General features: G+C 69.6%; 10 protein-coding genes. 6 read left to right on the forward strand and 4 right to left on the reverse strand.

Translation table 11 applies throughout. The features are described 5' to 3' along the window. The first annotated feature begins 6 nt into the window (after nucleotides 1–6). Nucleotides 7–1,386: a GH1 family beta-glucosidase gene (locus G3I41_RS08370; protein ID WP_164399667.1), complete on the forward strand. Its 1,380-nt coding sequence runs from the start codon at nucleotides 7–9 to the stop codon at nucleotides 1,384–1,386. 70 nt (nucleotides 1,387–1,456) lie between these two features. Here G3I41_RS08370 and G3I41_RS08375 read toward each other — a convergent pair whose 3' ends face one another. Beyond that, nucleotides 1,457–1,717 carry a GlsB/YeaQ/YmgE family stress response membrane protein gene (locus tag G3I41_RS08375; protein ID WP_164399668.1) on the reverse strand — a complete coding sequence of 87 codons (261 nt, stop codon included), beginning with the start codon at nucleotides 1,715–1,717 and terminating at the stop codon, nucleotides 1,457–1,459. Between the two features lie 270 nt (nucleotides 1,718–1,987). Here G3I41_RS08375 and G3I41_RS08380 point away from each other — a divergent pair, with 270 nt between their 5' ends. Further along, nucleotides 1,988–2,848: an FG-GAP-like repeat-containing protein gene (locus G3I41_RS08380; RefSeq protein WP_164399669.1), complete on the forward strand. Its 861-nt coding sequence runs from the start codon at nucleotides 1,988–1,990 to the stop codon at nucleotides 2,846–2,848. Nucleotides 2,849–3,019: 171 nt separating this feature from the next. Beyond that, on the forward strand, nucleotides 3,020–3,895 hold the full coding sequence (locus tag G3I41_RS08385) for a VCBS repeat-containing protein (RefSeq protein ID WP_164399725.1): 876 nt from the start codon (nucleotides 3,020–3,022) through the stop codon (nucleotides 3,893–3,895). An 88-nt stretch (nucleotides 3,896–3,983) separates the two neighbouring features. Here G3I41_RS08385 and acnA read toward each other — a convergent pair whose 3' ends face one another. Next, the gene (gene acnA, locus G3I41_RS08390; protein ID WP_164399670.1) at nucleotides 3,984–6,698 is read right to left on the reverse strand and encodes an aconitate hydratase AcnA; all 2,715 of its coding nucleotides are present in this window, start codon (nucleotides 6,696–6,698) and stop codon (nucleotides 3,984–3,986) included. A gap of 991 nt (nucleotides 6,699–7,689) precedes the next feature. Further along, nucleotides 7,690–8,913, reverse strand: coding sequence for an MFS transporter (locus tag G3I41_RS08395; RefSeq protein ID WP_164399671.1), 1,224 nt, complete (start codon nucleotides 8,911–8,913; stop codon nucleotides 7,690–7,692). A 38-nt stretch (nucleotides 8,914–8,951) separates the two neighbouring features. Here G3I41_RS08395 and G3I41_RS08400 point away from each other — a divergent pair, with 38 nt between their 5' ends. Beyond that, on the forward strand, nucleotides 8,952–9,548 hold the full coding sequence (locus G3I41_RS08400; RefSeq protein WP_164399672.1) for a CGNR zinc finger domain-containing protein: 597 nt from the start codon (nucleotides 8,952–8,954) through the stop codon (nucleotides 9,546–9,548). Between the two features lie 75 nt (nucleotides 9,549–9,623). After that, on the forward strand, nucleotides 9,624–9,911 hold the full coding sequence (locus G3I41_RS08405; protein WP_164399673.1) for a hypothetical protein: 288 nt from the start codon (nucleotides 9,624–9,626) through the stop codon (nucleotides 9,909–9,911). Between the two features lie 11 nt (nucleotides 9,912–9,922). Here the strand turns inward: G3I41_RS08405 and G3I41_RS08410 are convergent, their stop codons facing one another. Next, on the reverse strand, nucleotides 9,923–10,588 hold the full coding sequence (locus G3I41_RS08410) for an MOSC domain-containing protein (protein WP_164399674.1): 666 nt from the start codon (nucleotides 10,586–10,588) through the stop codon (nucleotides 9,923–9,925). Between the two features lie 148 nt (nucleotides 10,589–10,736). Here G3I41_RS08410 and G3I41_RS08415 point away from each other — a divergent pair, with 148 nt between their 5' ends. Next, nucleotides 10,737–12,266, forward strand: a complete 1,530-nt coding sequence (locus G3I41_RS08415; protein ID WP_018100749.1) for a UDP-N-acetylglucosamine 1-carboxyvinyltransferase — start codon at nucleotides 10,737–10,739, stop codon at nucleotides 12,264–12,266. Nucleotides 12,267–12,550 lie beyond the last annotated feature (284 nt).

Below are 12,550 nucleotides of genomic sequence, written 5' to 3' on the forward strand. Positions count from 1 at the left end.
GTATCCATGAGTGAGTTCCCGGTCTTTCCGCCCGGCTTCGTCTTCGGCGCGGCCACGGCCTCGTACCAGATCGAGGGCGCCGCGCGGGAGGACGGACGCGGTCCGTCCATCTGGGACACGTACAGCCACATGCCCGGGAAGACGGACGGCGGCGACACGGGTGACGTGGCCTGCGACCACTACCACCGCTACCGCGAGGACGTGGCGCTGCTCCGGGAGCTGGGCGTCGGTTCGTACCGCTTCTCGATCGCCTGGTCGCGCATCCTGCCGGAGGGCTCCGGTGCGGTGAACCCGAAGGGCCTCGACTTCTACTCCCGGCTGGTGGACGAGCTGCTGGAGGCGGGCATCGAGCCGGCCGCCACCCTCTACCACTGGGACCTGCCGCAGGCCCTGGAGGACCGGGGCGGCTGGCGCGTACGGGAGACGGCCGAGCGGTTCGGCGAGTACACGGAGATCGTGGCCGAGCGCCTGGCCGACCGGGTGCCGCGCTGGATCACCCTCAACGAGCCGTGGTGCAGCGCCTTCCTCGGCTACTCCGTGGGGCGGCACGCCCCCGGCGCGAAGGAGGGGCGCGGCGCCCTGGCCGCCGCGCACCACCTGCTCGTCGGCCACGGACTGGCGATGAAGGCGCTGCGGGCGGCGGGGGTCCGCGAGGCGGGCATCACCCTGAACCTGGACCGCAACGTCCCGGCCGCCCCGACGGACGCCGACCGGGCCGCGGTGGTCCGCGCGGACACCCAGCACAACCTGGTGTGGACGGAGCCGATCCTCGCGGGCCGCTACCCGGCCACCGAGGAGGAGACCTGGGGCGAGCTGATCACCGGGCAGGACTTCCGGCGCGACGGCGACCTGGAGCTGATCTCCCAGCCCCTGGACTTCCTGGGCATCAACTACTACCGCCCGATCGTGGTGGCCGACGCCCCGCACCGCGAGCCGGACCCCGCGCTGCGGGTCGCCACGGACAACCGGTACACCGAGGGGCAGTACCCGGACGTGCGGCGGACGGCGATGGGCTGGCCGGTCGTCCCGGAGTCCTTCACCGATCTGCTGACCGCGCTGAAGGACACCTACGGGGACGCGCTGCCGCCGGTGCACATCACGGAGAACGGCTCGGCGGAGCACGACACCGTGGAGCCGGACGGCGCGGTGCGGGACGCGGACCGGGTGGAGTACCTGCGGACGCATCTGGCGGCGCTGCGGTCCGCGATGGACGCGGGCGTCGACGTGCGGGGCTACTACGTGTGGTCGCTGCTGGACAACTTCGAGTGGGCGCTCGGGTACGCGAAGCGGTTCGGCATCGTCCGGGTCGACTACGACACCCTGGAGCGCACCCCGAAGGACAGCTACCGCTGGTATCAGGCGCTGATCGCGGCGCACCGGGCCTGAGCGACGCGACGAACGCCCTGCCCACCGCTGTGCGCGGTGGGCAGGGCGTTCGTCGTACGGGGGTGGCTGGTCAGGCGCGTCGTCGGGCCCACATCGGGCTGATGAAGGCGATGAGCACCGCGGCGACGCCGATCTGGAAGATGTGGCGGATCCAGTCGATGCCCCCGGTGTCGCGTACACCGAAGGCGGTGGCGAGGGCGTTGCCCGCGACGGCGCCGACGATGCCGAGCAGGACGGTCAGCCACAGGGGGATGGGCTGGCGGCCGGGCACGACCAGCTTGGCCAGCAGACCGATGATGAGTCCCGCGATGATGGCCCACAGAAATGACACGACAACTCCTCTTCTACCGCTGTCCGACTGGTTTCGGGAAGCTGACTTCCGCCTGCCCGGCACACGGCGGTGTACGCATGCCGCCGCGGACGAAGGGCGTCCGGAGCCTTCGCGGTGTCCGCATACCGGGGCGAAGACGCTGTGTTGGCCTCATTTCGACAAACCCTTGGAGACGTGAGGGAGTCGTGAAAGGATCACCCTCAATTCCGTGGCGTGTCCCCGTATCCCGCGGCGCGTCACGCCTCGTCCCACCATCCATGGAGAACACACGTGGCCAAGATCTCTGGCCGTCGGCCCGGACGGGCTGCCGCCCGTCTCGCCGCCGCCGCGATAACCGCGGCCCTGGTCGTCACCGGCGCGTCCGCCGCCTCCGCCTCCGCCGCCGAGGTCGGTGACGCGCCCCTCTTCGGCCTCCAGGGCCTCGACAGCTCCGGCACCGCCTACACCTACGCGCCGCAGGGTGACGGCACCCTCTCGGCGCGCGTCAAGTTCCAGTCCGGCATGACGGACCTCAAGTTCGTCGGCCAGGCCGACACCGACGCGGACAACCTCGCGGACGGCCGCTGGCAGCTCGGCACCTCGGGCAACATCTACTTCTACGCCGCCGACAACTCCCCCGCGAAGAGGATCGGTTACGGCTGGGACATCTACAACACCGTCGTCTCGGTGGGCCAGTTCGGCGGCGCCGAGGGCGGCGACCTGCTCGCCCGCGACGGGAAGGGCGACCTCTACCTGTACCTGGGCTACAGCGACGGCCGGGTCACCAAGCGCATCAAGGTCGGCTACGGCTGGAACATCTACAGCGCGATCGCCGGCAACGGCGACCTGAACGGCGACGGCAAGAACGACATCGTCGCCCGCGACAAGTCCGGCGTCCTGTGGCTGTACAAGGGCACCGGCGACCAGAAGGCGCCGTACCAGAAGCGCACCAAGATCGGCAGCGGCTGGAACACGTACAACACCCTCTTCGCCGCCGGTGACCTGAACATGGACGGCACGACCGACCTGGTCGCCCGCAACGCCAAGGGTGAGCTGTACCTGTACGCGGGCACCGGCAACGCCGCGGCCCCGTACAAGCCGAAGGCCATCATCGGCACCTCGGGCTGGAACACGTACCGCCTCTTCTTCTGAGCCGGTCACGCGGTCACAGTGGTTACACAGTCATGACGAAACGTGCAGGTTTCACGTACGAAACCGTGACACGATCTCCGTGAATCGGTGGCCCGCCGCCAACGTGCGGCGGGCCGCCCCCACTTCACGATCCATGGAGTACTTGTGGCCAAAACCACTGGCCGGCACCACATGCGCATAGCCGCTCGCGCGGCAGCCGCGGCGCTCACCGCCGCCCTCGTCGCCACCGGCACCTCCGCCGTGGCCGCCGACGCCCCGCAGCCTTCGCTCGGCTCCTCGGCCGACCAGCCCTCGGCGGCTCCCGCCGCGGCAACCGCCAACCCGCACTTCTGGCTCTACGCCGTCAACTCCGCGGGCACCGCGTACGCGTACGGCCCGAACGGCAAGGGCGGCCTCACCGCCCGCGAGTGGCAGGGCCAGGGCTGGACCGGCGTCTCCGCCATGATGCAGGTCGACCACCAGAACGACGGCGACAGCGACGGCCTCTGGTTCCGTGAGGACAACGGGAACATGGGCTACCTGAAGTTCGACGGGTCCGCGGTCAAGATCGGCTACGGGTGGAACATCTACAGCAAGATCATCTCCCCCGGCCAGATCGGCGGGGCCGCCGGCGGTGACATGCTCGCCGTCGACACCAAGGGCGACCTGTACGTCTACCTCGGGTACGGCGACGGCACCGTCACCAATCGCATCAAGGCCGGTTACGGCTGGAACATCTACAGCGCGATCGCCGGCAACGGCGACCTGAACGGCGACGGCAAGAACGACGTCGTCGCCCGCGACAAGTCCGGCGTGCTGTGGCTGTACAAGGGCACCGGCAACCAGAAGGCGCCGTTCGCCAAGCGCACCAAGATCGGCAGCGGCTGGAACACGTACGACCGCCTGGTCTCCCCGGGTGACATCAACGAGGACGGCAAGACCGACCTCATCGCCCGCAAGGGCGGCGAGCTGTACCTGTACACCGGCACCGGCAACGCCGCGGCCCCGTACAAGGCCAAGAAGCTGGTCGGCACGAGCGGCTGGAACGGCTACAAGTTCCTGTTCTGACGCACTCGGCAGTTCTTCTCAGAAGATGAGAGAGGGCCGCACCCCCGTCACCGGGGGTGCGGCCCTCTCGCCGTACTGCCGCCGATCCCTACTTGCGGATCAGGCTGCGCAGCACGTACTGCAGGATGCCGCCGTTGCGGTAGTAGTCCGCCTCACCGGGGGTGTCGATGCGGACGACGCCGTCGAACTCCACGCCGGTGTCGGTGGTGACCTTGACCGTACGCGGGGTCGTGCCGTCGTTCAGCTCGGTGACGCCGGTGACGGAGAAGGTCTCCTCGCCGGTGAGGCCGAGGGTCTCGGCGGTCTGGCCCTCCGGGAACTGGAGCGGCAGGACGCCCATGCCGATGAGGTTCGAGCGGTGGATGCGCTCGTAGGACTCGGCGATGACGGCCTTGACGCCGAGGAGCGCGGTGCCCTTGGCGGCCCAGTCGCGGGACGAGCCGGAGCCGTACTCCTTGCCGGCCAGGATGACCAGCGGGGTGCCGGCCGCCTGGTAGTTCTGCGAGGCGTCGTAGATGAACGACACCGGGCCGTCCGCCTGGGTGAAGTCGCGGGTGAAGCCGCCCTCGGTGCCCGGCGCGATCTGGTTGCGCAGGCGGATGTTGGCGAACGTGCCGCGGATCATGACCTCGTGGTTGCCACGGCGCGAGCCGTAGGAGTTGAAGTCACGGCGCTCGATGCCGTGCTCCGTGAGGTACTGGCCGGCCGGCGTGTCGGCCTTGATCGCACCGGCCGGGGAGATGTGGTCGGTGGTGACCGAGTCGCCCAGCTTGGCCAGGACCCGGGCGCCGGTGATGTCCTCGACCGGCGAGGTCTCCATGGTCATGCCCTCGAAGTACGGGGGCTTGCGCACGTAGGTGGACTCGGAGTCCCACTCGAAGGTGTTGCCGGTCGGGATGGACAGCGCCTGCCACTGGGCGTCGCCCGCGAAGACGTCCTGGTAGGACTTGTTGAACATGTCCTCGCCGATGGCGTTCGCCACGACGTCGTTGACCTCGGCCTCGGAGGGCCAGATGTCGGACAGGTGGACGGGCTTGCCGTCCTGGTCGACGCCGAGCGCGTCCTTGGTGATGTCCACCTTCATCGAACCGGCGATGGCGTACGCGACGACCAGCGGCGGGGACGCCAGGTAGTTCATCTTGACGTCGGGGTTGATCCGGCCCTCGAAGTTGCGGTTGCCGGAGAGCACCGAGGTCACGGCCAGGTCGTGCTCGTTGACCGCCTTGGAGACCTCCTCCGGCAGCGGGCCGGAGTTGCCGATGCAGGTGGTGCAGCCGTAGCCGACGAGGTTGAAGCCGACCTTGTCGAGGTACGGGGTCAGGCCCGCCTTGTCGAAGTAGTCGGTGACGACCTTCGAGCCCGGGGCGAGGGTGGTCTTGACCCACGGCTTGCGGGTCAGGCCCTTCTCGACCGCCTTCTTCGCCACGAGCGCCGCGGCGACCATGACGTACGGGTTCGAGGTGTTGGTGCAGGAGGTGATCGCGGCGACGGTGACGGCGCCGTGGTCCAGCTCGTACGTGGAGCCGTCGGGAGCGGTGACGGTGACCGGGTTCGTCGGGCCGGAGGCGCCGATGGCCGGGGAGTCGGAGGCCGGGAAGGACTCCTTGCCCGCCTCGTCCACGCAGTCCACGTAGTTGCGGACGTCCTGGGCGAACTGGGCCTTGGCGTTGGCGAGGACGATGCGGTCCTGCGGGCGCTTCGGGCCGGCGATGGAGGGGACGACCGTGGAGAGGTCGAGCTCCAGCTTCTCGGAGAAGTCGGGCTCGGCGGCCGGGTCCAGCCAGAGGCCCTGCTCCTTGGCGTACGCCTCGACCAGGGCGACCTGCTGGGCGTCGCGGCCGGTCAGGCGCAGGTAGTTGAGGGTCTCGTCGTCGATCGGGAAGATCGCGGCGGTGGAGCCGAACTCCGGCGACATGTTGCCGATGGTGGCGCGGTTGGCGAGCGAGGTGGCGGCCACACCCTCACCGTAGAACTCCACGAACTTGCCGACGACGCCGTGCTTGCGGAGCATCTCGGTGATGGTCAGCACGAGGTCGGTGGCGGTGGTGCCGGCCGGGAGCTCGCCGGTCAGCTTGAAGCCGACGACGCGCGGGATGAGCATGGAGACCGGCTGGCCGAGCATCGCGGCCTCGGCCTCGATGCCGCCGACGCCCCAGCCCAGCACGCCGAGGCCGTTGACCATGGTGGTGTGCGAGTCGGTGCCGACGAGGGTGTCGGGGTACGCCTGGCCGTTGCGGACCATGACCGTACGGGCCAGGTGCTCGATGTTGACCTGGTGGACGATGCCGGTGCCCGGCGGGACGACCTTGAACTCGCTGAACGCGGTCTGGCCCCAGCGCAGGAACTGGTAGCGCTCCTTGTTGCGGCCGTACTCCAGCTCGACGTTCTGGCCGAAGGCGTCCTTCGTGCCGAACTTGTCGGCGATGACGGAGTGGTCGATGACCAGCTCGGCCGGGGCGAGCGGGTTGATCCGCTCCGGGTCGCCGCCGAGCTCCTTGACGGCCTCACGCATGGTCGCGAGGTCCACGACGCAGGGCACACCGGTGAAGTCCTGCATGATCACGCGAGCCGGCGTGAACTGGATCTCCTGGCTGGGCTGCGCCTGGGAGTCCCAGCCGCCGAGCGCGCGGATGTGGTCGGCGGTGATGTTCGCGCCGTCCTCCGTGCGGAGCAGGTTCTCCAGCAGGACCTTCAGGCTGTAGGGGAGGCGCGCGGAGCCCTCGACCTTGTCCAGCTTGAAGATCTCGTACGACTCGTCGCCCACGCGCAGCGTGCTGCGGGCGTCGAAGCTGTTCGCCGACACGACAGTCTCCTTCATCAATGTGCGCGTAACTCCGCGCCGCGCCTCACCACGGCGGGCGCCGCGTGGTGCCGCCTCGGACCACCGGACCATCCGCTAAGGTAAGGCTTAGTTAGGTAACCCTTACCCCCGGCGGCCCGCTGTGCGCCTTCGGCATATATCTCGATGTCGAGATAACTCTAGTACATGACCGCGGAAGGGTCATGTCCGGGCGCCCCGTGATCTCTCGCAGCGAAGGTGGGGCGTTGTCACCGAAGATGGGTGACCGCCAGGTTTTCTCGCCGAAGGCCGAGTGACCGTTTGAGGCTGACCGTCCGGGGAGACGGTGGGGGAACCGGCACGCGCGTACGGCGATCCCCTGCTGAGCGCCTGTGACCTGGACTTCCTCGACATCGGTCGGCGTCGTCGCACTGCATCGGCTACGGACGGGGTCTCCGGTTCGAGGACGTACCGCCCGTAGGCGGGTTCCGGTGGACCAAAGTGGACCGCGGCTGCGCGGGCTGGTACGCCGCGGTGACGACGGGCGGCCATGTGGGCGACGAGCCGGCACATCATCGCCCCGATGATCATGCGGGACGTCAGTGCGGAGGACATCTGAAGACGCTCATGGACGACCACGGCATCTCGATCCCCTTCTCCACGCCCCACGCCTGCGTCCGCGACCAGCGGAACCGGCTGCCGCGGCCCCACCCCAGCCGGAGCCGTCCGGCCGCCGTGACCGGCCGTGACCCGACGCCCGGCGCGCGACCCTCGACCGCGCGCACTGCGCGGAGGGCGGCACACCCACCCTCGGCATCAGTCACCAACAGACCAGTCACAGGCCCGCCGCCAGAAGGTCCGTCGGCGGCGGCACCCGAGGCCGGACAGGCAGCAGACCGTGGCCTGCCAGGTCTGCGGGAGAGAGCTGATCCATCCACGTCCATGGAGAGACACGTCGTTGGTGCTCGGCAGCGAGGTCATGCTCGTTTCCCGTCCGTTTCCCATCCGGGACAGCTCAGCCCTTCCCCCGAGGACGCTCGAGCGAGAGCGTGCCGTCCGCGGACGAGTGGGCGGTCGCCGCCGGGACCGCGAAGAAGGCCAGTGCCGCGAGTACCGCCACACTCGCCGCGAGTGTCAGAGCGCCTGGAAGCGACCACGTCACCAGTGGTCCGGCAACCGCTGCCCCCAGGGCGAATCCGGTGATCTTCAGGCTGGCGCCCGTGGTGAAGATCTGGCCTCGCAGGTGATCCGGTGCCTCCCGGTGACGCACTGCGAACAAGGCAGCCAGCTGGGGGCCTTCACCGATCCCCGCTACGAGTACGGCCACGATGAGCACGAAGGGGGACCCCACGGCGGCCAAGGCCAGTGCGGCAGCCTGGACAAGGGCACTGACCCAGATGATCGTGTCGGGGGCGACTGCACGCGGAAACCGGGCGAGTACGGCGTTGGCCGCCAGGGCGGAGACCGCCACGCAGGAGAGCAGCACCGCGCCGCGGCCGGCTCCGCCCAGGACACGCTCGCCCAGGAGCGGGACGCACGCCATCAGCATGCCCTGGGCGACACAGGAGACAACTGAGCTGAGGGTCGCCCGGGCCAAAGCCGCCCTTCCGACGATGACCCGCGTTCCGGCGGCGAGGTCGCTGATCAGCGAGGTCGTCCGAGTTTCCCGCACCCGGCCGGGACGCGTGGGCAGCATCCACGCGGCGGGCAGCGCCAAGGCAATGAGCGCCACGGAGACCACCACGGCCGACGAAGCCCCCAACGCCTCCGCCACGCCACCGGCGAGAGCCGGACCGGCCAGACTCGCCCCACTGAACGTCATGGCATCGAGCGCGTTCGCCCGCGGCAGGCGGTCGCCAAGCGCCAGACGCGGCAGCTGAGCCGTCCATCCGCCCGACAGAGCCGGCCCCAGCAGCCCCGTCACCACGGCGATCAGCATCGTGACGCCGAACGGCAACCGTCCCAGTCCCGCGAGAATCATCCCCAGCCCCGCGGCATACAGGACGAGGGCCCCGGCCAGCAGGCGCCCCGGCCGTCCTGCCCTGTCGAGGAGCACCCCGAGCACCGGCCCGCCGACGGCGGCAGAGATCGTGATGCCCGCAAGCAGCAGCGACGCTTCGACAGCCGATCCGGCCACAGCGAATCCCGCCAGCATCAGCGCCGGTCCTGACATCTCGTCCCCGGAACGAGCTGCCACTGCTCCGGCGAGATACACACGCAGTGAGTAACGCCTTCTCATTCACAAGACGTTACGGAAGTAACTCAAAACTCAGCAAGATGCGTTACATTCCGCAGGTGCTCTCCCACAGCGACGACTGGTCCACCCGGCACTCCGTGCTGACTACAGCCCGACGGACCGCTGCCCTGATCAACGCTCTCGCCGACGACCACCCCGACCCGGCCGAAGTCGCCGACGTGCTCCGCGCATACGGTGAGACCGACCCCATCGACCTCACCGCCCGCGACGTCGCCGCGATGCGCGCAGCCGCCGCACTGCTGCGGCACGTCTTCGCCGCCGAGCACGCTGACGGCTCCGCGGCCACCCTCAACCGCCTCCTGCAGGAACACACCGGACCGCTCCGCCTGACCTCGCACGGCGGCAGTTCTCCCTGGCATCCCCATCTCGACCGCGACGACAACGCGCCCTGGGGCGAGTGGCTCCTCGCCTCGTCCTGCATGGCCCTGACCGTCCTCGTCTGGGATCGTCAACGCCCGCCCGGCAGGATCTGCGCCTCACCCAGCTGCCGGAACGTCTTCGTCACCCAGGGCAGCGGTCCGGAACGCCGCTACTGCTCACGCCGGTGCGCGACCCGCGAGCGAGTCGCAGCGCATCGACGCTCCCACTCCGCCGAGCGATCGAGCGACATCGAGTAGGACGCCCGGGAGCCCACGCGCATCACTCGGACGTCGACGAGAATCGCTCAGCCTTCGCCGCGACGGAACAGCCCCGTGTCCCCTCCCGGCCGGCGCGTACCCCGGGCCCGCGTCGCCGTGGCCACCAGAGCCAGGGCGATCGTCGCCGCCCCCGCCGCGGCCAGTACCCGCCGGGTCCCAGGGCGGCCACGAGCGGGCCGCCCGGCGCGGTGCCCACCGGAGCGGCCGTCAGGAGGGCCGCGCGGAGCCCAAGCCCCCGAACCGGACCGGCTCATCACGGAGACGCGGACCCTGCGGAACGTCGTCGCCGACTGCCTCGCCTGCGGCTGCACGCACTTCGACAACTGCCGGCTGCTCGCCTGACGGGCGCGTGGCTACGGCGCGGTGCGGCGGCGGACCGCCTCCTTCGTCTCGTCGGGCAGCGCGTCGGCGACGAGGAGGCGCGGCAGAAGCTCCGGCTCCAGCGTCGTGGCCCGGAACTCCAGCGCGACGGTCACCTCGTGCGCGGGCCGGTGCACGACCGCAAGACGGTCGCCGGACCGGATCTCACCGGGCTCGATCACCCGTAGGTACGCGCCGGGCAGGGCGGCCCGCGTGAACCGCTTGATCCAGCCGTCCCGCTCCAGCCAGCCCTGGAAGGTCCCGCACGGTATCCGCGCGCACGACACCTCCAGGACGACGTCCGGCCCGATCCGCCACCGCTCCCCGATCAGGGCGCCGTTGACGTCCACGCCGAGGGTGGTCAGGTTCTCGCCGAACACCCCGTTGGCGAGCGGCCGGCCGAGCTCGGCCTCCCAGCCGTCCAGGTCCTCGCGCGCGTAGGCGTAGACGGCCTGGTCGGTGCCGCCGTGGTGCTTCACGTCGTAGACCCGGTCACCGGCAAGACCGACGGCGCCGGTGCCCTTGGGCCCGGGGGCGGTCACCGCGACCGGCCCGTCGACGGGCCGCTTGTCGATGCCGGTCGCGCTGATCCCCTTCCAGGGGTTGGGGCGGGGGCGGCCGATGTTGACGGAGAGCACGTGCGTGGCGGCGGAATCCATGAGGTGGGACCCTACGAGCGACGGGCCCCGGCCGCGAGGGAGTTTCCGGCACCGCCCTTCACTCCCCCGCCCCCTCCGGCACACCACTCTCACCCGAACGGCACACCCCCACGCGAGTGCAATCTCATATCTGAGATAGCCTTTCGGCATGTCAGATGACTACCTCGTACGTATCGGCAAGCTCATCCGTGACGCCCGTCAGCACCGGGGCTGGACGCAGAGCCAGCTCGCCGAGGCGCTCGGCACCAGCCAGAGCGCGGTGAACCGCATCGAGCGCGGCAATCAAAACATCAGCCTTGAGATGATCGCCCGCATCGGTGAAGCACTCGACAGCGAAATCGTCTCGCTCGGCTACGCCGGTCCCATGCATCTGCGCGTGGTCGGCGGGCGCCGCCTCTCCGGCGCCATCGACGTCAAGACCAGCAAGAACGCCTGCGTGGCGCTGCTGTGCGCGTCGCTGCTCAACAAGGGGCGCACGGTGCTGCGCCGCGTGGCCCGTATCGAGGAGGTCTACCGCCTCCTCGAAGTGCTCAACTCCATCGGCGTGCGCGCCCGCTGGATCAACGACGGCACCGACCTGGAGATCGTGCCGCCGGCCCGGCTCGACATGGACGCGATCGACGCGGACGCCGCCCGCCGCACCCGCTCCATCATCATGTTCCTCGGCCCGCTGCTGCACCGCATGGACGCGTTCAAGCTGCCGTACGCGGGTGGTTGCGACCTCGGTACGCGGACGATCGAGCCGCACATGATCGCGCTCCGCCGCTTCGGCCTGGACATCGCCGCCACCGAGGGGATCTACCACGCCCGGGTGGACCATTCCGTCACGCCCGGCCGCCCGATCGTCCTGACCGAGCGCGGCGACACGGTGACCGAGAACGCCCTGCTGGCCGCCGCCCGCCACGACGGCACCACGGTCATCCGCAACGCCTCCTCCAACTACATGGTCCAGGACCTCTGCTTCTTCCTGGAGGCGCTGGGCGTACGCGTGGACGGCGTCGGCACGACGACCCTCACGGTGCACGGTGTGCCCGAGATCGACGTGGACGTGGACTACTCGCCCTCCGAGGACCCGGTCGAGGCGATGAGCCTGCTGGCCGCCGCCGTCGTCACGGAGTCCGAGCTGACGATCCGCCGGGTGCCCATCGAGTTCCTGGAGATCGAGCTCGCGGTCCTGGAGGAGATGGGCGTCGACTGCGACCGCACCGCGGAGTACGCGGCGGACAACGGCCGCACCCGGCTGGTCGACCTGACGGTCCGCCCCTCCAAACTGGAGGCGCCGATCGACAAGATCCACCCGATGCCGTTCCCCGGCCTCAACATCGACAACGTCCCCTTCTTCGCGGCCATCGCGGCCTCGGCCCACGGCCAGACCCTGATCCACGACTGGGTCTACGACAACCGCGCGATCTACCTCACCGACCTCAACCGCCTCGGCGGCCGCCTCCAGCTCCTGGACCCCCACCGCGTCCTGGTCGAGGGCCCCACCCGCTGGCGCGCCGCCGAGATGATGTGCCCCCCGGCCCTGCGCCCGGCGGTGGTCGTCCTCCTCGCGATGATGGCGGCGGAGGGCACGTCGGTGCTGCGCAACGTGTACGTGATCAACCGCGGCTACGAGGAACTGGCGGAGCGGCTGAACTCGGTGGGGGCGCAGATCGAGATCTTCCGGGACATCTGATCGGTAGGAGTGTCGTGCCCCTAGGAGATGAGGGGCACGACACTCCTAAATGCCTTCTGACCTGCTGTTACACACTTGCACAACCCTCCATTGATCATCGCTGTTTTTCATCATCTCGTGCAACGTACGTGCAAGATGATCTTGAATTGGTGACGAGGCGTCAGGGACGCCTGAGCGATCGTCAGCCTTCACGGAGAGTGCTCGCCACCGGGACCTCGTCATGCCGTCGACGCGCTACTCGAGGTCGCGCTCTAGGGCCCCGAGCAGTTCGTTCTCCGAAATGC

It is taken from the genome of Streptomyces sp. SID9727, assembly GCF_010550605.1.
Taxonomy (GTDB): Bacteria; Actinomycetota; Actinomycetes; order Streptomycetales; family Streptomycetaceae; genus Streptomyces.